Source organism: Mitsuaria sp. WAJ17, from assembly GCF_014174515.1.
Lineage (GTDB): Bacteria > Pseudomonadota > Gammaproteobacteria > Burkholderiales > Burkholderiaceae_C > Roseateles_B.
In genome coordinates, this window is record NZ_JACJUG010000009.1 from 119,624 (window position 1) to 146,213 (window position 26,590).

The following is a 26,590-nucleotide window of genomic DNA, read 5'->3' on the forward strand; positions in this document are numbered from 1 at the left end:
TGCGCCGCGGACATGCGAAAGAGGCGAAATGATACGCGAGAGCCCTCTCTAGACTGGTTCGGGCTTACCCGGAGCTTGCAAGCGCCTGTGCACTGCTAGGCGGATTCCAACGTTTCCTTACCTGTCAAGTGCGATTGGTATTTTACTGGTCTTCACGCCGAACGGCTAAACCAAGGGGTCGTGGAGCGCAAAAACGTAGCAGTTCGTTGCAACATCGACGGAAAACTTACAGCCGCAAGAGGGGAATGGCGGCATGACAGCGCCGCTGATCGCCCAGGCAAAAAAAAACCCCCTGGCAAGCAGGGGGCCGACTCAAGCACGGCCCTTTCGGGCCGCCCTGTGAGCTTAGAAGTTGATCAGAACTTCTTGTTGTAGGTCGCAGTGAACTGGAAGCGACGCGGAGTGGTCGTGCTGATTGGACGACCGTAGTCGGGGCTCTTCGTCTTCGCATCGGCACCGTTGTAGGTCTCGATGACGTTCTGCACCACTTGCTGGTTGGTCACGTTGAAGATGTCCATGGACAGCTCCAGGCCTTCAGCCCACTTCGGCTTGTGGGTGACTCGCACGTCCAGACGCTGGGTCCAGGGGGTGCGGCCAGCCGTGCCACGCGGAGCGGGCTTGCCATCGCAATAGTGGTACGAAGAACCGTAGCCGACCGGATCGATCGGGGTGATGCCGCCTTCAGCATAGTAGCCCAGGCAGTTGATCGGACGGCCCGACTGGATGGACACGGTACCGCCCACCTCCCACTGCGAGCCCAGCTGCATGAAACCATTGGCACGCAGCATGTGGCGACGATCGCCGGGCAGGTAGCCATCAGCCAGCTTCATCAGCTCCCAGTGGTCCCAGGTCTGGGTTGCGGCCACATCGGTCTGCGCCACATCAGACAGGGTCTGACCTTCGGTGTTGCCCTTGTTCTTGGACAGCGTGTAGGTCACACGACCATACCAGCCATTGCGGAAGGGGTGCTCCAGGGTGAAGTCCAAGGCAGTGTAGGTGCGCTTGGGCTTGTCCAGATTGAAGTCAGCGGCGGTCAGGGTGACAGTGGTGTACTCCTTGCGCGCCTTGGCAGGATTGGCGCTCTTGAAGTCAACCAGGAAGGTGTTGGTGGCGCCCGGGTTGAAGCTGGCGCAGCCGAAACCATCCCAGTCAGACACATCCACCTTGTTCTGCTCCGCCCACCGTTCGAACGGAACCGCGTCGCAGGTGTCGTCGATGGTGCTCTTCAGGGAGCGATGGGTGAACTTCACGCTGCCGCGGTAGTCGGTGGCCAGGGCCTTTTCGAAGCCCAGGGTCAGTTCATCCTGGTAGGAGGGCTTCATGTTGATGGCCGACACCACCTTGCTGTCCTTCGCCTGACCGTACTCGTTGTTGGCCGAGTAGGGGCGCGCGATGTTGATACGGCCGGTGGGCATGCCATTGGCATCCACACCGGTGTACGTGAACAGCTCACGGGTGAAGGTCGAGCGGCTGGCGCCACGGACGGCGATGTGCGTCGGGATCTGGATCGAATAGCGGCCGGCGCTACCGTAGATCTTGGTCGAAGCGTCACCGATCGGATCCCAGACGATGGACAGACGAGGATTCGTCTGGTTCTTCATTTCCAGGAACTTTTCCTTATCGCCGTTCAGGTTCTCATAGGACTCGCGACGCAGACCCAGCGTGGCCGACAGGCCCTTGCTGAATTGGTAGGTGTCTTCGATGTACTGGGCCGACTGGTTGGAGTAGGCATCGGTCACAGTGGTGAAGATCTCCTCGCGGCCGTAGAAGCCTTGAGCAGCCAGGGGACCGTGGGAAGGATCAGCCAGCCAGACCTTGTCAGACGAACCACCCAGGGGTTGGAAGGCCGTGTTGGCTGCGTTGGCGGCCGAGGTCTTGATGTAGCGGATGGTCGAACCACCGGCCAGGGTCACGCCAGCGTTGGCAGAGGACAGCTTGTTGTTGTCCACACCGGCCTTGATGGTGTGCTTGCCCCAACGGTACTCCAAATCCAGACGGAAGCTCTTGACCGTGTCCTCGGAATGCGGGCTCAGCACCTGCGCATTGCCAATCGGGTTCAGCGTAGGGATGGTCATGCCGGGCGGCGTTGCTCCAGCGGCATTGGGGTTGAAGACAACGCCCTTGATGTCGGTGCCGGGACCATTGAACACATTGGTGTGCTTGGTCTTGCTCTTGCCGACCAGGGCCACCAGTGACAAGTCGCTGGTCAGCTCACCCGTGTAGCGCAGCACGCCGATGTCAGCGCCTTGAGCCGTCTGGTTGTCCACGTTGTTGTAGACAGCCTGGAAGTTGCGGTTCGTGCCCACTGCGCCGGTGGTGTAGTTGTAGCCGTAGAAATCGGTGGTGATCTCGGGCTTGTCGCGGATCAGCGTCAGGTCAACACGGTGCTCGTCCGTGATGTTGAAGTCCAGCTTGCCCAGGGCGCGCAGGGTGTTGTTCTGGTTCTTGGTGAAACCGATCAGGTTGGCGGTAGCCTGGCTGGCCTGGGCGGTCACATTGACGGTTTCCGTGCGGATCTCGCGCTTTTCCACGGCGGCAAACATGAACAGCCGGTCCTTGATGATGGGACCGCCGACATAGGCGCCGTAGTTGTATTCCGTACGGGTGTTGCCCGAGCGACGCAGGCGCAGCTGGTTGTCAAAGTTGGGAACAGCGCCAGTGGTGGCGTAATGCAGATCGATGGTGCTGTTGCGGAAGGAATTGGGCATCACCGAATAGGTCATGCCACCTTCCCAGTTGTTCGTGCCGGACTTGGTGATGATGTTCATCACGCCACCGATGGAACGGCCGTACTGGGCACCGAAACCACCGGACAGCACCTGGGCGTCAGCGATGGCACCGAAGGGCAATTCCGCGCTGCCCAGCTGGGTCAGCGGGTTGGTTGCGGGGAAGCCGTTGATATAGAAGGCGTTCTCGGACGGAGCGCCGCCGCCGATGCTGATACCACCAGAGTAACGCGAGTCGGCTTCCGTGGTGCCGGGAGCCAGCAGGATGATGGAGTTCAGGTTGCGAGCAACGGGCAGGGCAGCCAGCTGCTGGGCATTGAAGCTGGTACCGACGTCGGCGGTCGAGGTGTCAACCACCTTGCGGCTGCCGGTCACGGTCACGGTCTCCATGCGGGTACCGAAGGCCAGAGCCGTACCTTGACCGATACGGACCTCGACGTTGTCCAGCACGGACACCGTCTTGCCGCCCTGGATCAGGGTGGCGCGGTAGGAACCGACGGGCAGGTTGGTGGCGACGACGCGGCCGTCAGCACCCGGCACCAGAGTACGCTTAGCACCCGTGGCGAGGTTTTCGAGCAGCACGGTGGCGCCCTGGAACTGGCTCAGCTCGCCATAGACTTGGCCGCTAGCGTTCGATTGGGCGTGAACTTGCCCCGAGCCCAGGGCCATGCCGACGGCCAGAGCCATGAGGCTCAGGCGCCCCACGGAACGGTACTGTTTGTTCGTCATTGGAAATCTCTCCTTCAATCGATGAATTGAAACGGGTAACGGCATATGGCTTTTGCCCGATGCCAAAACTCACGCTCAGGGCGCTAGCGGAGCGATTGTCAAGAAGGGTTGCTCCAACCTGTATGCGGGGCATCCCCCGAAGCTTCGCAGCAACGACTCCCGCTAAAACTCGGGTCAGCGCCCTTGACTTGAAGAGAAATTCCAGAACGACAGCCTGTTACTTTTGACTAGAGAATGACAAGAAGGGCGGGCTTGCAGCCCCCCCAGATGCAAAAAAGCCGCCTCGAAAGGCGGCCCGTTGCGAACTGTTGCGCGCGTCTTTCCCGGCTTGGCCTCAGTGCCCCCAGGCAGCGATCACATCGCGCCCCTGCACGACCAGATCCACCCGATGACCCACCGGCAGACAGACCTTGGTCCGGACATGGCCAAAGGGCAGTCCTGTCAGGATAGGCGTGCGGGTGCGTGCCCGCAGGGCCTCCACGGCAGACTTGAGCGTGTAGCCCCGGTCCAGCGGTGATTTCTTCCACCCCCCGAAATCACCCAGGATGATGGCCTTCTGATCATCCAGTACCCCGGCCTGGAGCAACTGCAGGAGGCTGCGTTCGACGCGGTAGGGGTGTTCGTTGATGTCTTCCAGGAAGAGGATGCCGCCCTTGACCTTGGGGAAATGCGGCGTGCCCAGCAACGAATTGACAATGCTCAGATTGCCGCCCCACAGCGTGCCGCGGGCCTCCAGACCGTCAAAGCCGACCTCCGTACGGAAGCCGATGGCCTCCAGCTCGCCATGCATGGCCTCCAGGAAGCAGTCCTGGGTGACGTCATCGACACCGCCCTCCTCTTCCGTCCGGCCGAAGTCCTCGCAGGCCATGGGCCCGGCCCAGGTGACGGCCTTGGCATGCTTCAGCAAGCCCAGTTGAAGGCTGGTGAGGTCGCTCAAGCCCACCCAGCGTGTGCCCTGCTCCACGCTGCGCGCCAGCAGCTGCCAGTCGATGCGGTCCAGCAGCCGTGTCATCCCATAGCCGCCCCGCGTGGCCATGGCCACCGAGGGTGCGGATTTCGCGACGCGATGCAGGGCGGCCAGACGGGTGTCGTCGTCACCTGCAAAGCGCTGGTGGCGCGCCAATGCGGCCTCGTCGATGCTGACCTCGAAGCCCAGAGCGCCCAGGCGCTTGGCGGCACGCCGCAGGGGTTGGGCCTGGGGCAGGACGCCGGCGGGGGTGTAGAGGGTCAGGCTGCGGCTCATAGGCTAGGGAAATCCTTGGGTGAAAAATCCAGTGGGCTGGCGTCGCCTACTGGGATGCTCGGTTCGTCCGTGGTCGCCGTCGCGGCTCGGCGAAGTTCGCGACGCTGACGGGCGGCCTCGCGCCGCTCGGCAAAGAACTGCCGAAGAAGCTGGGCGGCGGGTTCGGCCAGCACACCGCCCTGGATGCAGGTGTGGTGGTTCAGCTGACGCTCACCAAACAGATTCAGCACGGAGCCGGCCACACCGGTCTTGGGGTCGGTGGCTGCGAAGACCACACGCTTGAGCCGCGCATGCATCATGGCCATCGCGCACATCGCGCAGGGCTCCAGCGTGACGAAGAGCTCGCACTCCGGCAGCCGGTAGTTTCCCAGCAGCTGCGCCGCATGGCGCAGGGCCACGATCTCGGCATGGGCGGTGGGGTCGTGGGTGGTGATGGGCCGGTTGTAGCCCGTGGCGATGACCTGGCCCTGGCGCATCAACACCGCGCCCACCGGCACCTCGCCGACCAACCAGGCGTTGTGCGCCTGATCAAGGGCCAGGCGCATGGCGTATTCGTCAGCGGGCGAACTGGGCACCGCCACCTGGCCGACATCGGCGAAGGCAGGAGACGTCGGGACGGGCAATGAATCGGTCATGGAGCACGCCAGTGTAGCAAGCGCCCCCCTGGAGCCCAGGGCGACTGCCCAGCCCTTATGCTGGCGCCATGCAGGAAAGTCTATTCCGGGAGGACCCGCCCGAACTGCCGGCCCGGGAACGCAAGGCCGGCTCAAGGCCCCAGGCCGTGGCGGGCGCATCCGCAGCGCCTGTCCAGTCGATGCAATCCATGCCGGCGGCGCCCACCTCAGGTCGTCGCGGCGTGATGCCGGCCCTGCAGGCCCCCTCGGTGACCGCGTTGGCCCAGGCCCTGCCGCCCCAGGTCCGACTGGGGGGCTCGACCTGGAGCTATCCCGGCTGGGCCGGCCTGGTCTGGGACCGCCCGTATTCCGAATCGCAGTTGGCCCGACGCGGGCTGCAGGCCTACAGCAGGCATCCGCTGCTGCGATGCGTCTGTGTCGATCGCAGCTTCTACCGCTCGCTCAGCGCCAGCCAGTACGCGCAGTTGGCACAGCAGGTCGATGAGGACTTCCGCTTCATCGTGAAGGGCCCCGCCCTGGTCTGCGACGCCCAAGTCCGAGACGAGGAGGGGCGCGGCCGCCAGCTCAATCCCGCCTTCCTCGACCCACGGCTGGCGCTGCAGGAATTCGTGCAACCGGCCATGGAGGGCCTGGGGCGCCGCCTGGGGGCGCTGGTCTTCCAGCTGAGCCCGCTGCCGCCGCAGTGGCTGTCCCGCATGGGCGACTGCCTTGCAAGGCTGGACGCCCTGCTGACTGCCCTGCCCTCGCTGCAGCCCGACAGCCCAGACGGGCAATACGCCATCGAGGTTCGCGACGCCCAGTGGCTGAGCCCGGACTTCGTCGAGATCCTCAGGCGCCATGGGGTCAGGTATTGCCTGGGCTTGCATCCCAAGCTCCCGCCGATCGAGGAGCAGCTGTGGATCCTGCGCCGCCTGTGGCCCTCCCCCCTGGTGTGCCGCTGGAACCTGCATCGCGACCATGGCCCCTTCGGCTATGAGGAAGCCGAGAAGCGCTATGGCGACTACTCCCAGCTGCTGGACCCGGATCCCACCACGCGCTCCGTGCTGGCCAGGGTGGCCCGCGCGACCGCAAAGGCGGGGCTGCCCGTTTACATCGGCATCAGCAATCACGCTGAGGGATGCGCCCCCCTCTCGGCGCAGGCCCTGGCTGAGGCCATCGTGTCCAGCCCAGGGCCCGCTGCTCAGGGCGCTGCAGCCTCCGAGGCGCGCTGAGCGGCTTGGTCCATCAGGCCCTGGACCTGCTCGCGCACAGCCTCGGTCCGCGCCCTGGGGCTGGCAGCCTCGGGCGCACTCGCCGCTTCGCCAGCCGCCGCCGGCGATGCCGCCTGCAACTGCCGGGCTGATTGCCGCGCATTGAACAGGACGATGCCCAGCACAAGAAGCAGGCCAACAAGGCCAAGGGCAGCACGCATGGATGACTCCCGGGAACGGTGACGAGGGACGGCACGGGCATCTTCGCACGCGCGGCCCCCGCAGCGGCGCCGGGCAGTTGCATTCGCGAGATCAGGGCAGGGGCGGCACCAGCGGTGCCATGGCGGGACGCAGCTTCATCTCGGAGTCCAGCAGCAGCTTGCTGCGCAGCTCGGCCTGTACGGCCTCGAGGTGCTGCTCGGTATCCGCGATGTGGGCGAGCATCAGGCGCGCCACACGGGTGGCATCCTGCCTGCGGGCGGCGGCCAGGATTCTGCGGTGATGCACGACGGCTGCCTTGCCCAAGGCCTGGTAGGCAGCCTCCGACACATGAACCGAGCCCACGACCAGGGTCTGCAGCAGGGCATTGATCAGGCGACAGTGGAAGCGCAGGAAAGCATTGGGGCAGGCCTCCGCGAGGATGTCGTGGAAGTGCAGGTCCTCGGTGCGCTGGCGCAGGGCCTCGGCTGTGCCGGCCATGGGTTCGCAACAGGCGATGCATCGTTCCAGGGCCACGAAATGTTCCTCGCCCAGATGCGGCACGGCCGCCGCGGCCAGCGCGGGCTCCAGGATGCGCCGGACAGCGTAGATGTCATGGACGTCGATGTCCTGGAAGAACAGGTAGTTCTGCAGGAACTGAAAGGTACGATCCAGCGAGACCGCCTCGATGGTCGCCCCACCGCCGGGGCCGGTGGACAGGCTGATCAGGCCCTGGACCTCCAGGGCCTTGAGCGCTTCACGCATGGTGCCCCGGCTGACCCCGAAATGCGCCTGAAGCTCCTGCTCCTTGGGCAGGCGGGCGCCGGGACGCAGATTGCGCTCGGTGATCCAGCGCTTGATTTGCTCCACGACCAGATCACCGCGCTTGAGCACTCGCTGGGACGGATGGGCAGCTTGCATCTTCATGTGACTCCTCCGGCAATCCCTGCCCCTGCCCCTGCCCCTGGCCCTGTGGCGAGGGCTCCGGCTCAGGCGCGCAGCGAAGCCATGTCGATCACAAAGCGATAGCGCACATCTCCGCGCTGCAGGCGTTCAAAGGCCTCGTTGATGTCCTGCATGCGGATGCGTTCGATGTCGCAGCTGATGCCATGCTGCGCACAGAAATCCAGCATCTCCTGTATCTGCGCGATACCACCCAGAGTGGACCCGGCGAGGCTGCGGCGCTGGCTGATTAGGCTGAAAGCGCGCAGGCCTTGCGGCTCGGGCGAGATGCCCAGCATGACCAGCGTGCCGTCACGGCGCAGCAGGCCGGCCAGGGCGTCCAGGTCCACGCGACTGGACACCGTATGGAGGATCAGGTCAAAGGCGCCCCGCAGATGCGTCTGCGCGGCGAAGTCGGAGGCACAGTGGAAGGCGTGGGCCCCCAGGCGCAGCGCGTCCTGCTCCTTGTGCGCCGAATGGCTCAGCACCGAGACCTCGGCCCCCAGGGCCCGAGCGATCTTCACCCCGATATGACCCAGGCCGCCCAGGCCGAGCACCGCCACGTGCATGCCCGGCCCCGCCTTCCAGTGCCGCAGTGGCGAGTACATGGTGATGCCCGCGCACAGCAGCGGCGCTGCCGCGTCGGGAGGTAGGGCCTCGGGGATGGCCAGAGTGAAGGCCTCGTCCACGACGATGGCCGTCGCGTAGCCGCCGTAGCTGGGCGTGAGGCCGTCGCGTTCCAGGCTGTTGTAGGTCGCCGTCATGCCTTGCGCGCAGTAGGGTTCCAGCCCTTGGAGGCAGGACTCGCAACGCCTGCAGGAGTCCACGTAACAGCCCACGCCCACCCGCTCACCCACCCGGCGGCGGCTCACGGCCGTGCCCGCTCGCAGCACCCGCCCCACGATCTCGTGCCCCGGGACCATGGGAAAGAGCTGGCGCCCCCACTCGCCGCGCGCCTGGTGCAGGTCGGAGTGGCAGACGCCGCAGAAGTCGATCTCGATCAGCACATCGTGGGGGCGCAAGGCCCGGCGCTCGACCTGCCAGGGGCTCAGCGCTTCGCCACGACGCTGCGCCGCAAAGGCTTGGGCCAGATACATGGGGACTCCTTGTTCGAGTGGCGGGAATGCAGCAAGCCGCGGGCATCGCGAGGCCGTGGCGCGGGCATGGGCAGCGGCATCAGGCCGCCCGCGCGCCGCCTCAGTGCTGCCACGGCGGCAGCGCCACCGGATCGGTGCGGATCTCTGCTGGCCAGACCACGCTGCGCTCGCCATCCGGTCGCCACTGGTTGACGCCAATGGCACGGAAGCCGGTACCGAAACGGGCGTTGTGGTTCTTCTCAAAGGCCCAACGCGCAACCACCCCGACCAGATCTGCGGACTCCAGCGCGGCCACCAGCCTGTCAGGCTCGGTACCACCCTTCTCGATGGCCTGCTTGAGCAGGAACAGCGCATCGTAGGTATAGCCGCTGGTGTAGTCGGGAGAGACCTTGTAGCGCGCAACGTAGCGGTCATACCAGGGAATGGTTCTGGGCGTGATCGCCACGCGCTGACTGCCCGTCATCAGGCTCATGTGACTGACCGCGCGCCCCTCGGTGTCCTTCCAGAAGCGGGTGGAGGCACCCGAGGCGTTGACGCCAAACATGGGCGGCCCCTGCAACTCGCCCCATTGCTTGACGTAGATCGCGCCATCGACATGCGAGGACAGGTCGATGATGTACTGCGGTTCGGCCCGCATGATCTTGCTCAACAGGGGCTTGAAGTCCTTGGTATCGACATCGAAGGGCTCGTCGGCAACGATCCTGACGCCCGCCTGCTCCAGGTTCTTCTTCAGCGTCGGCAGCAGGCCCTTGGCCCACACCGCGTTCTCAGCCAGGATGGCGGCGCGGTCGTAGCCCTTTTCCTTGAGCAGGCAGCGCACGGCGAAGTCGCTCAGCGCGTCAGCCATCTCCTGGGTCGTGTGCATCACGCGGAACCAGTACTTGTGCCGGGGATAGTCCTGCGACACACGATCGGACAACTGCAGCGTGGCCGCCCCGGTCGAGACGAAGGGCACCTTGTAGCGTGTCATCGGGTCCAGGACCGCCATGGCCGCCCCGCTGGAGGCCGTCCCGATGACAGCCACGACCTTGTCCGAGAGCGCCAGCTTCTTGTAGGCGTTCACTGCTCCCTCAGGCTTGTATTCGTCATTGGCGGTCACGAGTTCGAGCTTGCGTCCGCCGATGCCTCCGGCCGCGTTGATGTCCTCGGCCGCCATGCGCGCGGCGTTGATCAGCCCGTCACCGGGCGGCGTGTTGAAGGGCGCGATCACGCCGATTTTGAGGCTGTCCGCGGCATGCGCCGGCAGTGCTGCGCCGGCGCTCAGCGCGAGCGCCGCACAGGCACTCAGCCAGCGCCGCCGTGCGCTTGGGGGCCGCGATGCCGCGGCGGATCGTCGGGTCTTGCTGATGTTCATGTCTGTCCTCCATCGATGCATGCAGGTTTGCAGGGCGACATGCCCGGGCGCTGCAGGCCCTCCCTCAATCGGCGGCTCGGGCCGCCACGATCTCCACCTCCAGCATCCAGCGCGCATCCACCAAGCCGGCGACCCACACCAGTGTCATGGCCGGTTTGAGCGCACCGAAGTAGCGGTGGCGGATCTCGGCAAAGGTCGCCATGTCGCACTGGGGCTTGAGATAGCCGGTGAACTTGACGACGTCATCCCAGTCCATCTGGGCTGCGCACAGGATCTCGCTGAGGTTGTTCATCACGAGCTCGACCTGGCGGCCGAAGTCCGCCGGCACCTCGCCGGCGGGGTCCACGCCCACCGTGCCGGAGCTGAAGAGCAGACGCGACTGGGGCGGCACGACGAAGGCATGCGAGTAGCGACGGCGGTAAGGGGGGGCGATGGTCTGCGGGTCCAGCACGGTGTTCACGGAGCGTCTCCTAGATGGCTGTGATCGGTGTGAGCGGGCGCGGGTCTCAGAGGCCCAGGTAGGCAGTGCGCACGCCCTCGTGTTGCGCAAGCTCGGCGCTAGGGCCGTGCAGGGCGATGCGCCCTTCCTCGAGCGCATAGGCGCGTTGCGAGGCCGCGAGCGCAAGCTGCGCGTTTTGCTCCACCACCAGGGCGGTCAGGCCCTGGGCATTGAGCTCGCGAAGGACGTCAAAGAGCTGGCCAACGACAAGGGGCGCGATGCCGAAGGACGGCTCGTCCAGCATCAGTACGGTCGGGCGACCCATCAGGGCTCGCGCGATAGCCAGCATCTGCTGCTCGCCGCCGCTGAGCGAGGCTGCGCGCTGGCGCAGGCGGAGCTTCAGCCCCGGGAACAGCTCGCAGACCAGATCGACATCGGCCTCCACGGCCTCGCGATCGCAGCGCAAGTGGGCGCCCAGGCGGAGGTTGTCCTCGACGCTGAGATCCGGGAAGAGCTGCCGGCCTTCCGGGCAATGGATCACGCCCGCCTGCACAAACTCACGAGGCGAGCAGCCCTGCAGGGCGCGCTGCCCCAACTGGATGCGGCCGGTGGACGGCAGCAGTCCTGAGAGCGCGCGCAGCAGCGTGGTCTTGCCGGCACCGTTGGGTCCGATCAGGGCTACAAGTTCGCCAGGCTTCACGTACAGCGACACCTCATGGAGCACGGCCAGCCCACCATAGGCCGCGCAGAGGCGCTCGACCACCAGGGCGGCGCGCGCTGGCGTCCCGTCGCCCTTGCCTTCGGTGGCGTCCCTGCGCTCGGGAGTGCCTGCGCCGCCCGCCCCACTGTCGCATTGGGTGCCGGGCCCGCCCTGGCCTGCTGAGCCCTGCCCGCCGGCCCGATCGAAGTTCAAGGGCTCGCTCATGCCAGGACTCCCCGACGCCCGAGATAGGCCTCGATGACCTGCACATTGCCTGCGATGGCCTGAGGTGTGCCCTCGGCCAGGCGCGCGCCGAAGTTCAGCACCAGGGCGCGATCGATCAGCGGCATGAGCTCCCGCAGGCGGTGCTCGATGATGAGCGTGGTGTCCCCCGCCTCGCGCCGCTCGCGCAGGCACTGGGCCACGCGGGCCACGGCCTGCATTCCCAGCCCCGAGAAGGGCTCGTCCAGCAGCAGCAGCCGAGGCCCGCAGGCCAGGGCCCGGCCGATGTCCAGCAGGCGCAGTTCGCCCTGGTTGAGGGCTTCGCTGGGGGTGTCGGCCTTGTGGGACAGGCCCAGCGTCTCCAGCAGCACTCCGGCCTGCCCCCGTTGCTCGGTCGCGCCTGTACAGCGGCCGGGCAGGCCCAACGGCAGCAGCAGCGACTCCAGGACCGTCAGGCCGGCAAAGGGCCGGGCGAGCTGGAAGGTCCGCGCCAGGCCCAGGCGGGCGATCGCATGCGTCCGGCGGCCCAGCAGCTCAGTACCGGCCAGGCGCACGGAGCCGCTGTCTGCAGGCAGGAAGCCGGTCAGCAGGTTGAACAGGCTGGTCTTGCCCGCACCGTTCGGTCCGATGATGCCCAGGATGTGGCCGGCCGCAAGCTCGAAGCCGAGGTCCTTGACGGCCCACAGTCCGCCGAAGCGCTTGCTCAAGCCGGTGACGACGAGCAGGCTCATGGTGCGCCCTCCCCGGCCCGCTGCACCACACCCCGACGACGCCAGTAGCGCGGGCGCCGAACCCAGGGGCTGTTCGCCAGGCCTTCCGGGTGCAGATAGACCAGCAGGATCAGCAGACCGGTGAAGATCACCGCACGGTACTGCTCGAAGACACGCAACCCCTCGCTCAGCAGGATCAGCAAGGCCGCAGCCAGTGCCGGACCCAAAGGCCGGCCTCGCCCACCCACCGTGGCCAGCAGCACGACCATCACGGACAGTCCGCCAGAGAGCAGGTCCGGATTCACCTGCATCTGCGTGTGGCCGTACATGGCACCGCCCAGGCCAGCCAGCATGCCGCTGACCGAGAAGGCCAGAATCTTGTAGGCGGCGGTGTCGTAGCCACTGGCCATGACAGCGTCCTCGTTGTGGCGCGTCGCGCGCAGCACCAGGCCGCAGCGCGAGCGCATGAAGGCCTGCATCCCCAGGCATGACAAGGACAGCAGGGCCAAGCACACGAGCAAATCCGTCCCCACGTTGCGGGTAAAGGGCCGCAGACCGGACAGCCCCTCCTCCCCGCCAGTGAAGCGCGACAAGATAAAGCTCAGCTTGTAGCCCACGGCCGCGACGGTAATGGTGGCCAGCGAAAAATAGGGGCCGCGCAGCCTGAGGGTCAGTATTCCCACCAGCGCCCCCAGCACCGCAGCGGCTGCGGCGGCCAGGGGAACCGAGAGCAGGGGATCCAGGCCCAGGTGCCGGCCCAGCAGGGCGGACCCATAACCCGCCCCGCCGATGAACACCGCGTGCCCGAAGTTGTCGAGGCCTGAGGGCCCGCAGAGCAGGTCCCAGCTGGCGGCGAACTGAGCGTAGACGACGGCCAGGATGAGGAGCTCATGCACATATGGGGCGTCGATGAGCAGGGCGGCCGCAGCCGCGGCCAGCACCAGCAGCGCGCCCAGCGGCGGCACGTGGCGGAGGAGGTTGCACCGTCTCATAGGCTTCTCGTGGCGAAGAAGCCCGAGGGGCGGAGGATCAAGACCAGCACGATCACCAGCAGGGCGACCAAATCGGCGAACTGATCCGAGAGCACAAAGGTCGTCAGCACCTCGGCGAAGCTCAGCACGAAGGCCGCCACAACAGCGCCAGGCAGGCTGCCCAGGCCGCCCAGGATGGCGATCGCAAACGCCTTCACCAGCCAGTAGGCCCAGATCGTTGGCACCAGGGTGATGGTGGGCGCTACCAGCGCGCCGGCCAGGGCGGCCAGCCCGGCGGCTATCACCACGGTGCCGCCCACGACCCGCGAGGCATCCATACCCACCAGCAAGGCTCCCTGCCGGTTCTGCGCCACCGCGATGATGGAGCGCCCCTGGGACGTATGCCGCAGGTAGGCCCACAACGCCGCCAGCAGCGCCAACGCCACAGGGAACAGCAGCATCTCCACATTCAGCAGCCTCACGCCCAGCAAGGTCTGGCTGCCTGACAGCAGGGCGGGAACACCGGTGCTGGTGGTGCCGAAGCCTGCCCGCAAGCACTGCTCGACGAACAGGGCCACCGCCAGCGTCATGACCATGACGTAGGACCCCGACTGCAGACGCCTGCGCAGCAGCACCACATGCAGCAGGGCTGCCACGGCGCAGGTGGACAGCACCGCCAGCGCCACGGCCGGCAGCAGCCAGCGCCCGCCGAACAGCGGGCCGTAAAACAGGTAGGTGAAGTAGCCCCCCAGCATGAACAGCGTGCCATGGGCCAGGTTCAACACGCCACCCACGGAGAACACCAGCACGAAGCCCACCGCCACCAGGGCATAGATGGCACCACGGCTGAGCGTGAACAAGGCGATCTCAAGCATGGCGGCACCTCGCGGGAGAGGTGCGGTGGCAGGGTCTGGCCCTGCGGCCGGGGTGTGAGCACATGGAGAGCCTCCCGCGTCAATTTATGATGATAAATATAATAAATTCAATGAGTCCATGTCCACTTCAAAAAAATAGGTAGTTACCCCAGGCGACCCGTCTGGGCATTGTGAATGCCGGGGGGCAGGCGATGGCGGCGAGCGGCGCTGAGCTTGTTGCCAGCAGACAAGCTGGCTCGTTCGTGCCGGGCACATGGCTGGCACGACAGGGGTTGGAAAAAAAAAGAGAGCCGAAGCTCTCCTTTGCGTTGCAGCGCTTTGCTGCGTCTCTCTTCGGCGCTTGCATGCGCTTCGGTGTCATCCGGTCTACTTCCACCACCCACCTCAGCGCTTGCATGCGCTTCGGAGTAATGAGGCACACAACAGTCCTCAGGACTGTTGTGTGTCCCCATTACTCCCATTCAATGGTCGCAGGCGGCTTGCTCGAGACGTCGTAGGTCACGCGGTTGATGCCGCGCACCTCATTGATGATGCGCCCCGACACCTTCTTCAGCAGGCCGTAGGGCAGCTCGGCCCAGTCGGCGGTCATGAAATCGCTGGTCTGCACGGCGCGCAGGGCCACCACGTAGTCGTAGGTGCGGCCGTCCCCCATCACGCCCACGCTCTTCACCGGCAGGAAGACGGTGAAGGCCTGGCTGGTGAGGTCGTACCAGGTCTTGCCGGTGGCCTCGTCCTTCCAGTTGCGCAGCTCCTCGATGAAGATCGCGTCGGCACGGCGCAGCAGGTCGGCGTAGTCCTTCTTCACCTCGCCCAGGATGCGCACGCCCAGGCCCGGGCCCGGGAAGGGATGGCGGTAGACCATCTCATGCGGCAGGCCCAGGGCCACGCCCAACTCGCGGACCTCGTCCTTGAACAGCTCGCGCAGCGGCTCCAGCAGCTTCAGGCCCAACTGCTCCGGCAGGCCACCCACGTTGTGGTGGCTCTTGATGGTGGTGGCCTTCTTGGTCTTGGTGCCGCCGCTCTCGACCACGTCGGGGTAGATCGTGCCTTGAGCCAGGAACGTTGCGCCCTTGTGGCCTTGGCCGCTGGCCTTGAGCTTACCGGCCTCTGCCTTGAAGACATCGACGAAGAGACCACCGATGATCTTGCGCTTCTTCTCGGGGTCGGTGACGCCGGCCAACTGGCCCAGGAAGAGCTCGCTGGCGTCCACGCGGATCACGCGCGCATGCAGCTTGCCCTCGAACATGTCCATGACCATGTCGCCCTCGTTGAGGCGCAGCAGGCCGTGATCGACGAAGACGCAGGTGAGCTGGTCGCCGATAGCGCGGTGGATCAGGGCCGCGGCCACGCTGGAGTCCACGCCACCGGACAGGCCGAGGATCACTTCCTCGTCACCCACCTGCTCGCGGATCTTCTGGACGGCTTCCTCGATGTAGTCGCCCATGATCCAGTCGCCCTTGCAGCCGGCGATCTCGCGCACGAAACGGTGCAGCAAGACCTGACCCTGCAGGGTATGCGTGACCTCGGGGTGGAACTGCACCGCGTAGTAGCCCTTGGCCTCGTTGGCCATGGCGGCGATGGGGCAGCTGGGCGTGGAGGCCATCAGCGTGAACCCCGGGGGCAGTGCGGTGACCTTGTCGCCATGGCTCATCCACACCTTCAACATGCCATGGCCCTCGGCCGTGGCGAAGTCCTGGATGCCGTCCAGCAGGCGGGTGTGGCCGTGGGCACGGACTTCGGAGTAGCCGAACTCGCGGGTGTCGCTCCACTCAACCTTGCCGCCCAGCTGCACCGCCATGGTCTGCATGCCGTAGCAGATGCCCAGCACGGGCACCCCCAGGTCCCACACGGCCTGCGGCGCACGCAGCTCGTGGTCCTCGTAGGTCGATGCATGGCTGCCGGACAGGATGATGGCCTTGGGTGCAAAGCTGCGGATGAAGTCGTCCGACACGTCGTTCGGATGGATCTCGCAGTAGACATGGGTCTCGCGGACGCGGCGGGCGATCAGCTGGGTGACCTGGGAGCCGAAGTCGAGGATCAGGACTTTGTCATGCATGGTGGTGCTCACTCAGTGGCCGGCCGGCGCCGGTGCAGCGCTGGCCGAAGGTGTGGCCCGCGCGAAATGGCGCCAGGCGAAGAACAGCGACAGTGCCTGCAGCAGGGCACAGAAGTAGAAGGGCGCGCCGGCCAGCCAGTTCGTGGGCGGCACGTCCGAGACGAGGTACATCAGGCCCGGGCCGATCACCGGCGCCAGCACCGCCATCACGCTGTTGAGCGAGGAGACGGCGCCCATGGTCTCGCCCTGGGTGCGGGCGTCAGCCGCGTTGGAGATCAGGCTTTGCAGCGCCGTGCCGGCGGCAAAGCCCAGCACGTTGACGACGATGGGCACGAACATCATCCAGCCCTCGGTCGCCCACCCCCAGAAGGCATTAGTGAGCACCGAGGACGCCAGGCCCCATATCACCAGCTTGTGCGCCGCGAAGGCCTTCAGCAGGCGAGGCATCAGGAAGCCCTGCACGATGACCGACATCACGCCCACCGCGAACAGCGACAGGCCGTTGGCCTTGGGGCCCCAGCCGAACTTGTGCGCCGTGTAGAGCACCCAGCTGCTGTGCAGGATCAGCTGCGCCAGGCCGCTCAGCCCGAGCACGAAGACCAGGCCGCCCACGCCCTTGAGCTTGCCCAGGCGGCCGAGCGCGCTGACCGGGTTGGCCTTGCGCCACTCGAAGGGGCGGCGGTTCTCGGGCTTGAGGGACTCCGGCAGCACGAAGAAGCCGTACAGCCAGTTCACCAGGGCCAGCGAACCGGCCACGAAAAAGGGCAGGTGCAGGTTGATGTCCCCCAGGATGCCGCCCATGGCCGGCCCGAGGATGAAGCCCATGCCGAAGGCCGCGCCCAGCATGCCGAAACGCTTGGCGCGCTCTTCCGGCGCGCTGATGTCGGCCACGTAGGCATTGGCGACGGCGGCATTGGCCTGCATCGCACCGCTGACCAGGCGCACGGCCACCAGCATCCACAAGGCGGTGGCGGTGGCGGTGACGAAGAAGCTCAGCGCCAGGCCGCAGAAGCCGATCAGCATCACCGGCCGGCGGCCGTAGCGGTCGGACAGCGAGCCCAGAATGGGCGAGCCGAAGAAGTTGGCGATGCCAAAGGCAAAGGCCACCGCCAGATAGGCCAGATTGTGCTCGGCCGGCGTACGGGCGAAGGTGCCCACCAGAGGCGGCAGCACCGGGATGATGAGGCCGATGCTGATCATGTCGATCAGCACGGCAATCATGATGAAGAGCATCCCGGCCTGGCGCCCGGTCTTGGGAACGGGGGCCGGATTTTCAGACACGGTCATTGCTTGTGCTCATGGCTGCTGCGGGCCGGAATGAAAGCAGGGGCGACCTGCGTCGCCCCTGCTTTGCACCTGCCGGCTTACTCCGATCGGTAGTTCGGCGCCTCTTTGGTGATCTGCACATCGTGGACATGGCTTTCTCGAATGCCCGCGGCGGTGATCTCGACGAACTCGGCGCGCTCGTGCATCTCGGCGATGGTGGCGCAGCCGCAGTAGCCCATGGAGGCGCGCACGCCGCCGGCCATCTGGAAGACGATGGCCACCATGGAGCCCTTGTAGGGCACGCGGCCTTCGATGCCCTCAGGCACCAGCTTGTCCGCATTGGGGTTGGTGGTCTCGTCGTTTTCCTGGAAGTAGCGGTCCGCCGAGCCGGCCTTCATGGCACCGATGGAGCCCATACCGCGGTAGCTCTTGTAAGAGCGGCCCTGGAAGAGGATGACCTCGCCCGGCGCTTCCTCGGTACCGGCGAACATGCCGCCCATCATGACGGCGCTGGCGCCGGCAGCGATGGCCTTGGCGATGTCGCCCGAGTAGCGGATGCCGCCGTCGGCGATCAGGGGCACGCCCGTGCCCTTGAGTGCGGTGGCCACGTAGTCGATGGCGGTGATCTGGGGCACGCCCACGCCGGCCACAATGCGGGTGGTGCAGATGGAGCCGGGGCCAATGCCGACCTTGACGCCATCAGCGCCCGCCTCGACCAGGGCCAGGGCGGCCGCACCGGTGGCGATGTTGCCGCCGATGACATCGACCTGCGGGAAGTTCTTCTTGACCCAGCGCACGCGCTCGATCACGCCGGCGCTGTGGCCGTGGGCGGTATCGACCACAATGGCATCAACGCCGGCCTTGACCAGCAACTCGACGCGCTCTTCTGTGCCATCGCCCACGCCCACCGCAGCGCCGACGCGCAGCTTGCCTTGCGCATCACGGGCGGCATTGGGAAAGTTGGTCTGCTTGGTGATGTCCTTCACCGTCATCAGGCCGCGCAGCTCGAAAGCGTCGTTGATGACCAGCACGCGCTCCAGCTTGTGCGTGTGCATCAGCGCCTTGGCCTCGGCCAGCGAGGCGCCTTCCTTGACCGTGATCAGGCGCGCGGCCGGGGTCATGATCTCGCGGACGGCGGCGTCCATGCGGGTCTCGAAGCGCAGGTCGCGGCCGGTCACGATGCCGACCACCTTGTTGCCCTCCAGCACCGGGAAGCCGGAGATGCCATGCTGTTCCGACAGCGCCTTGACCTGACGGACGGTGGCATCCGGCGTGATGGTGATGGGATCGCGCAGAACACCGGACTCATAACGCTTGACGCGGGCCACTTCGGCGGCCTGCTGCTGCGGCGTGAGGTTCTTGTGGACGATGCCCATGCCGCCTTCCTGTGCCATGGCGATGGCAAGGCGGGATTCCGTGACCGTGTCCATGGCGGCAGACACCAGGGGCAGGTTGATCCGGATGTTGCGGGTCAGCTGGGTGGCGAGGCTGGTGTCGCGGGGCAACACCTGGGAGAACGCAGGCACCAACAACACATCGTCGAAGGTGAGCGCTTTTCCAAGAAGGCGCATGAGGGTGGCTCCAGACGCAAAGCGGCATTATAGGGAAGTCGCGCGAGCCCTGCCCTGTCAGCCGTGAAAACCAGGCGCAAAGCCGGCTCAGCGGGGCCCAAACCGGGCAAGTCGTGAACTATGGCCTTGGCTTCACCACAGATGGCCACTAGCGTCAAGGCAGTTTCACATTCACTGACAACTGCAGGGGTCTGGACCCGCATCAAGCGACGGGGCCCGCCCTACACTTTGCTTGATTGACTCGGAAAAGAACTGACATGTCGTTGCGCCTCTCTCCCTGCCTTCAACTGCTGTCTTTGAGCGCATTGCTGCTGTTCGGCCCTGCGGCCGAGGCTCAGTGGAAATGGAAGGACGCCAACGGCAAGATCCAGTACAGCGATCTCCCCCCGCCCGCCAGCGTGGCGGACAAGGACATCCTGCAGCGCCCGCCCGGCACTCGCGCCACCGTCGTGCCCTATGGCTCGGCCCAGGCCGCCGCCGCCAGCGCCGCTGCTGCCGCCTCCGCCAATGCTGCGGCCAAGGATGCCGCCAAGAAGGACGCCGAGCAGCAGGGCCAGGCCAAGAAGGAGGCCGACCAGGCCCAGGCTCGCCAGGCCGAGGAGGCCAAGAAGATGGCCGCCGCACGCGCCGAGAACTGCCAACGCGCGCGCCAGAACCTGGTGCTGCTGGACACCGGCCTGCGGGTGTCAACCCTCAATGCGGCCGGCGAAACGGTCTTCATGGACGACAAGCAGCGCGCCGCCGAACGCGAACGTGTGCAGGGCATCGTCAAGAGCGACTGCCGCTGAGCCCCTTCGCTCCTCAGGCGCCCGACCTGCCCCCAAGCGGCCGATGCCGCGAGACGATGCGCCGCCCCGTGGCCCGGTAGCGCAGGCGCCGGGCCTCCTTGGGATCCACCGTCAGAGGCCTGTACACCTCCACGCGATCGTGATCCCGCAGCACGGTCTCCAAGGCCTGCTGACGGCCCCACACCCCCACGCAGAGCGGCCCGCCTGCCTCCAGACCGGCACGGTCCAGGGCGAAGCGCGGCGAGGCCGCCAAGGCCTGCGACACCGTGCTGCCGGCCGCGAGCATCAGGGGCTCGGCAAGGACGCATCCCGGCCGCGGGCTCCAGACCAGCTCGATGCGAAGCATGGCCTGCTCAGCGGGATCCATAGACCACCTCGGCCCGCTTGACAAAGGAGTCCACAAAGGTCGCGGCAATGCGATCGAAGACGGGGCTCACCACAGCTTCGAGCGCCGCGCTGGAAAAGGCGTAGTGCAGCTCGAACTCGACTTTGCAGGCCTGCGGAGCCTGGCCCGGTGCCGCGCCCAGGGGCAGGAAGGTCCAGTCGCCCTCCAGCACCGAGAAGGGCCCATCGACCAGACGCATGGCCACCCGCTCATGGCCCTCGTAGGTGTTGCGCGTCGAGAAGGACTGGCGCACCCCGGCAATGGACAGGCCCACGCGCGCCGTGACGCCATCCTCATGCGTCTCCAGCACCTCGGCGCGGTCGCACCAGGGCAGGAACTCGGGATAGCGGGGAACGGCCGTCACCAGGTCATGCATTTCCTGGGGCGTGTACCAGAGCAGAACGGACTTCTTCACATGCTTCATACAATGCCGGGATTGTATTGGCCGCTTGCGGCCCGAATGAACCTCCATGTCCATCGCAGAAAACCGCCGCGCCCGATTTGAATACCACATCGAAGAGCAGTACGAGGCCGGCATCGTGCTGGAGGGCTGGGAGGTCAAGGCCATCCGCGAAGGCCAGGTGCAGTTGCCGGATGGCTATGTGCTGATCAAGGACGGCGAGCTCTTCCTCATCGGCTGCCGCATCAACCCGCTGCGCACCGCCTCCACCCACGTCAACCCGCTGGCCGACCGCACGCGCAAGCTGCTGATGAAGCGGGAGCAGATCCGCCGCCTCATCGGCAAGGTGGAACAGCGCGGCTACACCATCGTGCCGCTGAACCTGCACTACAAGGACGGACGGGTGAAGGTGGAGATCGCGCTGGCCAAGGGCAAGGCGCAGCATGACAAGCGCGAGACCGAGAAGAAGCGCGACTGGGAACGCGAGAAGGGCCGCCTGATGCGCCACAAGGTTGGCGGCCCCGCCAAGGACTGATCCCCGCTGAGCTCGACAGACGCCATCAGACACACCCGCAACGCCGCATTCGGCCCATACTGTCCCCATCCCTCCAGGAGGACAGCCATGCCCCACCCCAGCCTCCCCACGGACGTCTTGCTGGCCCTGCTGCGCCGCGCGCCCAAGGCCGAGTTGCATCTGCACATCGAAGGCACGCTGGAGCCTGAGATGATGTTCGCGCTGGCGATGCGCAACGGCATCACCCTGCCTTACCCCGACGTCGCCGCTCTGCGTCGGGCCTACGACTTCCAGAACCTGCAGAGCTTCCTGGACCTCTACTACGCCGGGGCCAGCGTGCTGCTGCAGGCCCGCGACTTCGAGGACCTGGCCTGGGCCTACTTCCAGCGCGCCCGGGCCGACGGCTGCGTGCGCTGCGAGATCTTCTTCGATCCCCAGACCCACACCGACCGCGGCGTGCCCCTGCCTCTCGTGATGCAGGGCCTCAACACGGCCATCGCGCGTGCGCGGCGCGAGCTGGGACTCAGCGTGGGCCTGATCCCCTGCTTCCTGCGCCATCTCAGCGAGGAGGCCGCGCTGGACACGCTGGAGGCCCTCAAGCCTTTCCGCGAGGACTTGCTCGGTGTGGGCCTGGACAGCAGCGAGCTGGGCCACCCCCCCGAGCAGTTCGCGATGGTCTTCGCCGCCGCGGGCGCGCTAGGCCTGCACCGCGTGGCGCATGCCGGCGAGGAGGGCCCGCCAGCCTACATCTGGGATGCCCTGCTGAGCCTGCATGCCGAGCGCATCGACCATGGCGTGCGCTGCCTGGAGGACGCTGCGCTCGTCGCCCACCTGCGCCAGGCAGGCACGCCGTTGACGGTCTGCCCGCTGTCCAACGTCAAGCTGCGCGTGGTGCAGCGGCTGGAGGAGCACTGCCTGCCGCAGTTGCTGGCCGAGGGCCTGCGTGCCCTGGTCAACGCCGACGACCCGGCCTATTTCGGCGGCTACCTGATGGACAACATCGAAGCCTGCGTCCGCGCCATGCCGCAATTGGGCCTGGCCGAATGGCACCGACTGTTGGACAACAGCCTGGCGGCCAGCTTCGCGCCGGACGCCGACAAGATCGCCTGGCGCGCGCGGCTGGCGCGGGACTTCGCCACCGTCGGCTTCGACCCCGGCTTCGACCCGGACGCCCCCGCGGACCTCAGCCCAGACGCCTGAGCGCCTGCGCCAGGTCCGCCTGCAGATCGTCCGCTGCCTCCAGGCCGATGGCGAAGCGCACGATGTGCCCCGCCTCGTAGGGCAGGCCCAGGGAACGACTGCGGCTCATGTTGTAGGGCACGGCCAGGCTCATGGGGCCGGCCCAGGAGTAGCCGATGCCGAAGAGCTCCAGCGCGTCCACGAAGGCATCGACCTGCGCCGCGCTGTACTGCGGCTGCAACACGGCCGAGAACAGACAGGCCGCGCCGCCCGTGCTCAGCTCGCACCAGTGAGCATGGCCGGGTGAGCCAGGCAGCGCCGGGTGCAGCACCCGGGCCACCTGCGGCTGGCCCTGCATCCAGCGGGCCAGCTGGCGGGTGCTGGCATCCTGGGCACGGTAGCGCAATTCCAGGGTGGGCAGGCCCCGCAGCACCAGCTCCACATCGTTCTGGCCCAGGCCGTAGCCCAGGTGCTCGTGGCAGTCGTTGAGGCGGTCGTGCAGGGCCTGGTCGCGGGTGTAGACCGCGCCCATCAGCACGTCGGCACCGCCGGAGGGGTACTTGGTCAGGGCCTGCATGGAGATGTCCACGCCGAAACCCGGCTCGCGCTCCGGCAGCAGGTCGAAGGGCTTGAAGGCGACACCAGCGCCCCAGGTGTTGTCCAGCGCGGTGGTGATCCCGCGGGCCTTGCAGGCGCGGATCAGGCCGATGAGGTCCGGGAATTCCAGCGTGATGGAGCCTGCTGCCTCCAGCCAGACCAGGCGCGTCTTCTCGCCCAGCAGGGCCTCGAAGGCGGGCACATCCAGCGGGTCATAGACCTTGTGCGTGATGCCCAGGCGCGGCAGGAAGCCGGTGCAGAGGTGACGGTTCTGGCCGTAGACGTTGTCGGGGATCAGCACCTCGTCCCCCGGCTGCAGCAGGCCCAGGCTCACCACGGTGATGGCGGAGAGGCCGCTGGGCGTCAGCAGGCAGTGCTCGGCGCCCTCCAGCGTGGCCAGGCGCGCCGCCAGGGTGTAGGAGGTGGGCGTGCCGTGCAGGCCGTAGCGGTAGCTCTTGCCGTCACGGGGGCGGTAGGTGTGCAGGTCCGCCGTGTCCTTGAACAGCACGGTGGAGGCCTTGAAGACGCCCACCGGCATGGCGGCCCAGCCTTCAGGTGGCTGGTAGGGGTGGTGGATCTGCTCGGTGGCAATGGCGCGCTTGGGCTTCATGGGCGGGAGGCGGTGTTGCGGACCCGACCAGGCTGGCCGGACACGGGCCCTGGAAGACAGCGCCGGCCGGCTCAGCCCGGCGCAGCGCGAGGAGCCGGGATCAGATAGGCATGCCGATCAGGTCGTGGCCTTCGGCGGCCACGATGCGGGCGCGGGTGAACTCGCCCACCTTGAGCGTCTTGCTGGCCTTCTCGGGCGGCAGCAGGCGAACGGTGCCATCGATTTCCGGTGCATCGGCGTAGCTGCGCCCCACGCCGCCCTTGCGGCCCAGGGCTGGGGCAGAATCGACCAGCACCTGCATGGTGGCGCCGATGCGGCTTCGCAGCTTGTCGATGGAGACGGCCTCTGCCACCTCCATGAAGCGAGCCTGACGCTCGTTGCGCACCTCGTCGGGCAGCGCGCCGGGCAGTTCATTGGCTGAGGCGCCGGACACGGGCGAGTAGGCGAAACAGCCGGCGCGGTCGATGCGGGCTTCCTTCATGAAGTCCAGCAGGTACTGGAACTCGGCCTCGGTCTCGCCAGGGAAGCCGGCGATGAAGGTGGAGCGGATGACGATGTCCGGGCACACAGCGCGCCAGGCCTGGATGCGCTCCAGGTTCTTCTCGCCGTTGGCCGGGCGCTTCATGCGCTTGAGCACATCGGGGTGGGCGTGCTGCATGGGCACGTCGAGGTAGGGCAGGATCAGGCCCTCGGCCATCAGCGGCAGCACCTCGTCCACATGCGGATAGGGATAGACGTAATGCAGGCGTACCCAGGCGCCATGCTGCTTCGCCAGCTCGCCCAGTTGCGCGACGAGGTCAAACATGCGGGTCTTGACCGGCTTGCCGTCCCAGAAGCCGGTGCGGTACTTGACGTCCACGCCATAGGCGCTCGTGTCCTGACTGATGACCAGCAGCTCCTTGACGCCGGCCTCGAACAGGGCCCGGGCCTCGTTGAGCACATCGCCGATGGGGCGAGAGACCAGGTCGCCGCGCATGCTGGGGATGATGCAGAAGGAGCAGCGGTGGTTGCAGCCTTCGCTGATCTTCAAGTAGGCGTAGTGCTTGGGCGTGAGCTTGACGCCCTGTGCCGGCACCAGGTCCACGAAGGGATCATGGGGCTTGGGCACATGCAGGTGCACGGCATCCATGACTTCCTGCGTGGCATGCGGGCCGGTGACGGCCAGCACGCTGGGGTGCACCTCGCGCACCAGGTTGTCGGTGTTGGCCCCGCTCTTGGCGCCCAGGCAGCCGGTGACGATGACCTTGCCGTTCTCGGCCAGGGCCTCGCCGATGGTGTCCAGGCTTTCCTTGACGGCATCGTCGATGAAGCCGCAGGTGTTGACGATCACCAGATCTGCGCCGGCAAAGGTCTTGGAGGTGTCATAGCCCTCGGCCCGCAGCTGGGTCAGGATGAGTTCGGAGTCGGTCAGGGCCTTGGGGCAGCCTAGTGAAACGAAGCCAATTTTTGGGGCCAGCGTGGCAGCGGTTGGATCGTAAGTCTTTGATTCCATTTGAGTATTTTCCTGCGTGCCACCTAGCACCGAAGCCCAGCATTCTATTTCAGCTGTAATTTCTGCCCAAGGATATTTAACCGGACCAGCTCCTCAGCGAGCCACACAACTCGCGTCCCACACGCTATGACCTCCACGACAGCATCAACGAGACGAGCACATGAACATTGCTGGGTGTCGTTCGGCCAACGACTGAAGTGGCTACTGGTAGTGCGACAGCTGTCGCAGTCGGATGCAGCACGCCTCTCGGGCGTCTCCCAGCCCACGATTGCCAATCTCGTGAACCACGATGCTCGGCAACCCAGTGCAACGACACTACTTCGGCTAGCACGCGCCCTAAACACGACTCCGCAGTTCCTACTGTTCGGCGAAGGCGAGCCGCTTGTCGAGGCCCATGCTCGCACAGACGACGAGCGTCATTTGCTGAGTCAGTTCCGAAAGCTTGCCATTCGTAAGCGGGCACTTGTGCTTTCGTTCGTTCGACTACTTACTGATCGTTCCGCGAAGCCCAATGCGTCGCTGCAGCTAGACTTGGCGGAACAAGGAGAAGCCCGTGCTGAAAAGCATCAAACTGAGTAACTTCACTGTCTTCAGAGAGGCGACCGTTTCATTTGTGCCGGGAATCAACGTGATTGTTGGAGAGAACGGCATGGGCAAGAGCCATCTGTTGAAGCTTGCCTATTCAAGCTCCGCGGTTGCCCACACATGGGTTTCAGAAGGCGGTCAGCAAGTGCCGAAGACGGAGCAACAGCGAACTCTCGCGGACAAGCTACGAGCCGTCTTTCGACCGGATAGCCTTGGACGGCTTGCAAGAAGGGGCTCCGGCAGACAACGGGCGGACGTCGCGATCGACTTCATTGGTGAAGGCGACGCATCACTAAAGTTCTCGTTTGCAACGAATAGCAAGACCGAGGTAAGCATCGAAAAGGCGCCTGCCGCGGGTCTCGCTGCGCCATCGCTCTTCTTTCCAACCAAAGAAGTGATCTCAATGTTCCCGCGGTTTGCTTCGCTTTATCGCGACTACCACATTGAGATTGACGAAACTTACTACGACCTTTGCTTGGCACTTGAGCGACCACTCCTAAAGGGTAGGCGCTATGAGGACGCTAGGCGACTACTTGCTCCGTTAGAAGCTGCTATCGGTGGAACGGTGAGCAATGCAAACGGTCGCTTCGTTTTGAGCATTCCCGGCGAAGGGAACATGGAGATCCCTTTGGTCGCAGAGGGCATCAGGAAGCTCGCAACCGTTGCCTACCTCGTTGCAAATGGCGTTCTGAAAGACAAGGCAACGCTGTACTGGGATGAGCCAGAGACGAACCTTAATCCCAAGTTGCTGTCGCAGCTTGCTCAGATCTTGGTACTCGTCGCAGCAAAAGGCACACAGGTGATTCTTGCGACTCACAGTCTCTTTTTGCTGCGGGAGCTAGACATGTGTCTACAAGACGCGGGAGTTCCATCTCACTTCATTGCTCTAGGCACAAATCCAGTCGACCAGAACGGAGTCGTCATAACCGAGAGCGACTCCGCAGAAGGGATTGATCCGATTGCTGCGTTGGATGCTGAGATCACTCAAAGCGAACGTTATGAACAGCGTGCTTTTGAGCGAGCCCACGCGTCGGGAACCCACCTATGACGTCAATCGAGGAAGGCGAGCTGACCTTCAATTTTCCAGCTGGGTGGTCGGCTGTGAAGTACGACGAA

25 protein-coding genes are annotated in these 26,590 nt (G+C 65.7%); 6 read left to right on the plus strand and 19 right to left on the minus strand.

All coding sequences use genetic code 11. From position 1 onward, the window contains the following. Positions 1–356: 356 nt before the first annotated feature. The 3 genes from H5407_RS09520 to tadA form a co-directional block, all read right to left on the minus strand. The gene (locus H5407_RS09520; protein WP_183104213.1) at positions 357–3,455 is read right to left on the minus strand and encodes a TonB-dependent receptor; all 3,099 of its coding nucleotides are present in this window, start codon (positions 3,453–3,455) and stop codon (positions 357–359) included. A 334-nt stretch (positions 3,456–3,789) separates the two neighbouring features. Next, on the minus strand, positions 3,790–4,698 hold the full coding sequence (locus H5407_RS09525) for an LD-carboxypeptidase (protein WP_183104214.1): 909 nt from the start codon (positions 4,696–4,698) through the stop codon (positions 3,790–3,792). Further along, positions 4,695–5,333 (minus strand): tRNA adenosine(34) deaminase TadA, encoded by a 639-nt coding sequence (gene tadA, locus H5407_RS09530; RefSeq protein WP_183104215.1) that lies wholly within the window; start codon positions 5,331–5,333, stop codon positions 4,695–4,697. Before tadA ends, H5407_RS09525 begins: the two co-directional genes overlap by 4 nt. 68 nt (positions 5,334–5,401) lie before the next feature. On the opposite strand from tadA, the gene H5407_RS09535 reads away from it, so the two are divergent. Further along, positions 5,402–6,544: a DUF72 domain-containing protein gene (locus tag H5407_RS09535; RefSeq protein WP_183104216.1), complete on the plus strand. Its 1,143-nt coding sequence runs from the start codon at positions 5,402–5,404 to the stop codon at positions 6,542–6,544. Here H5407_RS09535 and H5407_RS09540 read toward each other — a convergent pair. The 12 genes from H5407_RS09540 to guaB all read right to left on the minus strand — a co-directional run bounded on the left by H5407_RS09540 (position 6,514) and on the right by guaB (position 18,924). Then, positions 6,514–6,744, minus strand: coding sequence for a hypothetical protein (locus tag H5407_RS09540; RefSeq protein ID WP_183104217.1), 231 nt, complete (start codon positions 6,742–6,744; stop codon positions 6,514–6,516). The two genes, H5407_RS09535 and H5407_RS09540, sit on opposite strands and share 31 nt — an antisense overlap. 91 nt (positions 6,745–6,835) lie before the next feature. After that, positions 6,836–7,648, minus strand: coding sequence for a FadR/GntR family transcriptional regulator (locus tag H5407_RS09545; RefSeq protein ID WP_255501167.1), 813 nt, complete (start codon positions 7,646–7,648; stop codon positions 6,836–6,838). 62 nt (positions 7,649–7,710) lie between these two features. Beyond that, positions 7,711–8,760: an NAD(P)-dependent alcohol dehydrogenase gene (locus tag H5407_RS09550; protein WP_183104218.1), complete on the minus strand. Its 1,050-nt coding sequence runs from the start codon at positions 8,758–8,760 to the stop codon at positions 7,711–7,713. 100 nt (positions 8,761–8,860) lie between these two features. Further along, a complete protein-coding gene (locus H5407_RS09555; RefSeq protein WP_183104219.1) occupies positions 8,861–10,114 on the minus strand; it encodes an ABC transporter substrate-binding protein in 1,254 nt (417 codons plus the stop codon). Positions 10,115–10,178: 64 nt separating this feature from the next. Further along, positions 10,179–10,574 carry a RidA family protein gene (locus H5407_RS09560; RefSeq protein ID WP_183104220.1) on the minus strand — a complete coding sequence of 132 codons (396 nt, stop codon included), beginning with the start codon at positions 10,572–10,574 and terminating at the stop codon, positions 10,179–10,181. A gap of 46 nt (positions 10,575–10,620) precedes the next feature. Then, positions 10,621–11,478 carry an ABC transporter ATP-binding protein gene (locus H5407_RS09565; protein WP_183104221.1) on the minus strand — a complete coding sequence of 286 codons (858 nt, stop codon included), beginning with the start codon at positions 11,476–11,478 and terminating at the stop codon, positions 10,621–10,623. Next, entirely contained in the window at positions 11,475–12,206 is a 732-nt protein-coding gene (locus H5407_RS09570) for an ABC transporter ATP-binding protein (RefSeq protein WP_183104222.1), read from the minus strand. The genes H5407_RS09565 and H5407_RS09570 overlap by 4 nt, the downstream gene beginning before the upstream one ends. Further along, entirely contained in the window at positions 12,203–13,177 is a 975-nt protein-coding gene (locus H5407_RS09575; RefSeq protein WP_183104223.1) for a branched-chain amino acid ABC transporter permease, read from the minus strand. Before H5407_RS09575 ends, H5407_RS09570 begins: the two co-directional genes overlap by 4 nt. Then, positions 13,174–14,031: a branched-chain amino acid ABC transporter permease gene (locus tag H5407_RS09580; protein ID WP_183104224.1), complete on the minus strand. Its 858-nt coding sequence runs from the start codon at positions 14,029–14,031 to the stop codon at positions 13,174–13,176. Before H5407_RS09580 ends, H5407_RS09575 begins: the two co-directional genes overlap by 4 nt. Positions 14,032–14,482: 451 nt before the next feature. Further along, a complete protein-coding gene (guaA, locus tag H5407_RS09585) occupies positions 14,483–16,087 on the minus strand; it encodes a glutamine-hydrolyzing GMP synthase (protein WP_183104225.1) in 1,605 nt (534 codons plus the stop codon). A gap of 12 nt (positions 16,088–16,099) precedes the next feature. Then, positions 16,100–17,374 carry an MFS transporter gene (locus H5407_RS09590; RefSeq protein ID WP_255501169.1) on the minus strand — a complete coding sequence of 425 codons (1,275 nt, stop codon included), beginning with the start codon at positions 17,372–17,374 and terminating at the stop codon, positions 16,100–16,102. A gap of 77 nt (positions 17,375–17,451) precedes the next feature. Then, on the minus strand, positions 17,452–18,924 hold the full coding sequence (guaB, locus tag H5407_RS09595) for an IMP dehydrogenase (protein WP_183104226.1): 1,473 nt from the start codon (positions 18,922–18,924) through the stop codon (positions 17,452–17,454). A 296-nt stretch (positions 18,925–19,220) separates the two neighbouring features. On the opposite strand from guaB, the gene H5407_RS09600 reads away from it, so the two are divergent. Further along, the gene (locus tag H5407_RS09600; protein WP_183104227.1) at positions 19,221–19,712 is read left to right on the plus strand and encodes a DUF4124 domain-containing protein; all 492 of its coding nucleotides are present in this window, start codon (positions 19,221–19,223) and stop codon (positions 19,710–19,712) included. A gap of 13 nt (positions 19,713–19,725) precedes the next feature. Here the strand turns inward: H5407_RS09600 and H5407_RS09605 are convergent, their stop codons facing one another. Continuing rightward, complete coding sequence (locus tag H5407_RS09605; protein ID WP_255501170.1) at positions 19,726–20,079, minus strand: RnfH family protein; 354 nt, start codon at positions 20,077–20,079, stop codon at positions 19,726–19,728. Beyond that, positions 20,066–20,521: a type II toxin-antitoxin system RatA family toxin gene (locus H5407_RS09610; RefSeq protein WP_183104228.1), complete on the minus strand. Its 456-nt coding sequence runs from the start codon at positions 20,519–20,521 to the stop codon at positions 20,066–20,068. The genes H5407_RS09605 and H5407_RS09610 overlap by 14 nt, the downstream gene beginning before the upstream one ends. A gap of 46 nt (positions 20,522–20,567) precedes the next feature. On the opposite strand from H5407_RS09610, the gene smpB reads away from it, so the two are divergent. Together smpB and H5407_RS09620 are read left to right on the plus strand one after the other, a co-directional pair. Beyond that, positions 20,568–21,032 carry an SsrA-binding protein SmpB gene (smpB, locus tag H5407_RS09615; protein ID WP_183104229.1) on the plus strand — a complete coding sequence of 155 codons (465 nt, stop codon included), beginning with the start codon at positions 20,568–20,570 and terminating at the stop codon, positions 21,030–21,032. A gap of 87 nt (positions 21,033–21,119) precedes the next feature. Then, positions 21,120–22,211 carry an adenosine deaminase gene (locus H5407_RS09620; protein ID WP_183104230.1) on the plus strand — a complete coding sequence of 364 codons (1,092 nt, stop codon included), beginning with the start codon at positions 21,120–21,122 and terminating at the stop codon, positions 22,209–22,211. Here the strand turns inward: H5407_RS09620 and H5407_RS09625 are convergent. Both H5407_RS09625 and rimO read right to left on the minus strand, forming a co-directional pair. Next, positions 22,195–23,397 carry a PLP-dependent transferase gene (locus tag H5407_RS09625; protein ID WP_183104231.1) on the minus strand — a complete coding sequence of 401 codons (1,203 nt, stop codon included), beginning with the start codon at positions 23,395–23,397 and terminating at the stop codon, positions 22,195–22,197. The two genes, H5407_RS09620 and H5407_RS09625, sit on opposite strands and share 17 nt — an antisense overlap. Positions 23,398–23,497: 100 nt before the next feature. After that, on the minus strand, positions 23,498–24,889 hold the full coding sequence (gene rimO, locus H5407_RS09630; protein WP_183104232.1) for a 30S ribosomal protein S12 methylthiotransferase RimO: 1,392 nt from the start codon (positions 24,887–24,889) through the stop codon (positions 23,498–23,500). Positions 24,890–25,015: 126 nt separating this feature from the next. Between rimO and H5407_RS24855 the strand changes: the two genes are divergently transcribed. Both H5407_RS24855 and H5407_RS09640 read left to right on the plus strand, forming a co-directional pair. Next, positions 25,016–25,468 (plus strand): helix-turn-helix domain-containing protein, encoded by a 453-nt coding sequence (locus H5407_RS24855; protein ID WP_404935613.1) that lies wholly within the window; start codon positions 25,016–25,018, stop codon positions 25,466–25,468. Further along, entirely contained in the window at positions 25,443–26,522 is a 1,080-nt protein-coding gene (locus H5407_RS09640) for an AAA family ATPase (RefSeq protein WP_183104234.1), read from the plus strand. The genes H5407_RS24855 and H5407_RS09640 overlap by 26 nt, the downstream gene beginning before the upstream one ends. Positions 26,523–26,590: the final 68 nt, after the last annotated feature.

Coding starts and splice junctions, on each gene's coding strand:
- H5407_RS09575 (WP_183104223.1), bottom strand. CDS start 13,177: ATGAGACGGTGCAACCTCCTCCGCCACGTGCCGCCGCTGGGCGCGCTG.
- rimO (WP_183104232.1), bottom strand. CDS start 24,889: ATGGAATCAAAGACTTACGATCCAACCGCTGCCACGCTGGCCCCAAAA.
- H5407_RS24855 (WP_404935613.1), top strand. CDS start 25,016: ATGACCTCCACGACAGCATCAACGAGACGAGCACATGAACATTGCTGG.
- H5407_RS09545 (WP_255501167.1), bottom strand. CDS start 7,648: ATGAAGATGCAAGCTGCCCATCCGTCCCAGCGAGTGCTCAAGCGCGGT.
- smpB (WP_183104229.1), top strand. CDS start 20,568: ATGTCCATCGCAGAAAACCGCCGCGCCCGATTTGAATACCACATCGAA.
- tadA (WP_183104215.1), bottom strand. CDS start 5,333: ATGACCGATTCATTGCCCGTCCCGACGTCTCCTGCCTTCGCCGATGTC.
- H5407_RS09535 (WP_183104216.1), top strand. CDS start 5,402: ATGCAGGAAAGTCTATTCCGGGAGGACCCGCCCGAACTGCCGGCCCGG.
- H5407_RS09565 (WP_183104221.1), bottom strand. CDS start 11,478: ATGAGCGAGCCCTTGAACTTCGATCGGGCCGGCGGGCAGGGCTCAGCA.
- H5407_RS09605 (WP_255501170.1), bottom strand. CDS start 20,079: ATGGATCCCGCTGAGCAGGCCATGCTTCGCATCGAGCTGGTCTGGAGC.
- H5407_RS09610 (WP_183104228.1), bottom strand. CDS start 20,521: ATGAAGCATGTGAAGAAGTCCGTTCTGCTCTGGTACACGCCCCAGGAA.
- H5407_RS09620 (WP_183104230.1), top strand. CDS start 21,120: ATGCCCCACCCCAGCCTCCCCACGGACGTCTTGCTGGCCCTGCTGCGC.
- H5407_RS09555 (WP_183104219.1), bottom strand. CDS start 10,114: ATGAACATCAGCAAGACCCGACGATCCGCCGCGGCATCGCGGCCCCCA.
- H5407_RS09520 (WP_183104213.1), bottom strand. CDS start 3,455: ATGACGAACAAACAGTACCGTTCCGTGGGGCGCCTGAGCCTCATGGCT.
- H5407_RS09550 (WP_183104218.1), bottom strand. CDS start 8,760: ATGTATCTGGCCCAAGCCTTTGCGGCGCAGCGTCGTGGCGAAGCGCTG.
- H5407_RS09580 (WP_183104224.1), bottom strand. CDS start 14,031: ATGCTTGAGATCGCCTTGTTCACGCTCAGCCGTGGTGCCATCTATGCC.
- H5407_RS09590 (WP_255501169.1), bottom strand. CDS start 17,374: ATGACCGTGTCTGAAAATCCGGCCCCCGTTCCCAAGACCGGGCGCCAG.
- guaB (WP_183104226.1), bottom strand. CDS start 18,924: ATGCGCCTTCTTGGAAAAGCGCTCACCTTCGACGATGTGTTGTTGGTG.
- H5407_RS09540 (WP_183104217.1), bottom strand. CDS start 6,744: ATGCGTGCTGCCCTTGGCCTTGTTGGCCTGCTTCTTGTGCTGGGCATC.
- H5407_RS09625 (WP_183104231.1), bottom strand. CDS start 23,397: ATGAAGCCCAAGCGCGCCATTGCCACCGAGCAGATCCACCACCCCTAC.
- H5407_RS09525 (WP_183104214.1), bottom strand. CDS start 4,698: ATGAGCCGCAGCCTGACCCTCTACACCCCCGCCGGCGTCCTGCCCCAG.
- guaA (WP_183104225.1), bottom strand. CDS start 16,087: ATGCATGACAAAGTCCTGATCCTCGACTTCGGCTCCCAGGTCACCCAG.
- H5407_RS09570 (WP_183104222.1), bottom strand. CDS start 12,206: ATGAGCCTGCTCGTCGTCACCGGCTTGAGCAAGCGCTTCGGCGGACTG.